Here is a 611-nt window from a genome sequence, read left to right on the forward strand (position 1 = left end):
ATTACCGCTATTGTTCTGTTTTTATACAATGCCTCGGTGATCGCCGAGGTATTTTTTTGCCCTAATTTCTTAACTTTCCCTTCTAAACAAGCGTGTATTTTAGCGATACAAAAATGGCGTTTGTCACATTTTTTTAAATACTGTGTAAATTTTTTAGCAAGTTAATACGTAAGTAGCTTTCTAAATAATGCCTTTCATGCCAGATTCATAACTTAATGATTTAAGGCGTTATAACATTACCACCATCTAATCTCCTACGTATAAATACGTAATACTAAGGGCTAATCAGGTTATTGATACTAAGATAACTTGCGTGTTCACGCCCATTTCGAATTAGACAACATTGTTACATCTTTATACCCAAGTTACTTCAAGCGTCGCTACTCGGCTCGTGTTTTGACATGAGAATGGTGCTGGTCAGCTTGTCGTACTTCAAATCCGTATGAAATGGATGACAACAATAACCTTGGTGACAAAGGACGTGAACGATGAGTCTTATCCAAAAATCTTTGAAACGAGTGCTCAAAATGACTGCCGTAGTGGCAGCGATGACATTTGTGGCAACTTCTGCAAGTGCTGCTGAAAAAGTATATCGCCTAAAGCTGGCTGAA

Annotated in this window: 1 pseudogene; it reads left to right on the top strand. The window is 37.8% G+C overall.

The annotated features are described in order from the left end of the window. Positions 1-488: 488 nt before the first annotated feature. Positions 489-611 (top strand): annotated as a pseudogene (locus R7Z77_RS26690) (ABC transporter substrate-binding protein); the annotation flags it as partial.

The organism is Vibrio sp. 1401 (assembly GCF_033340295.1).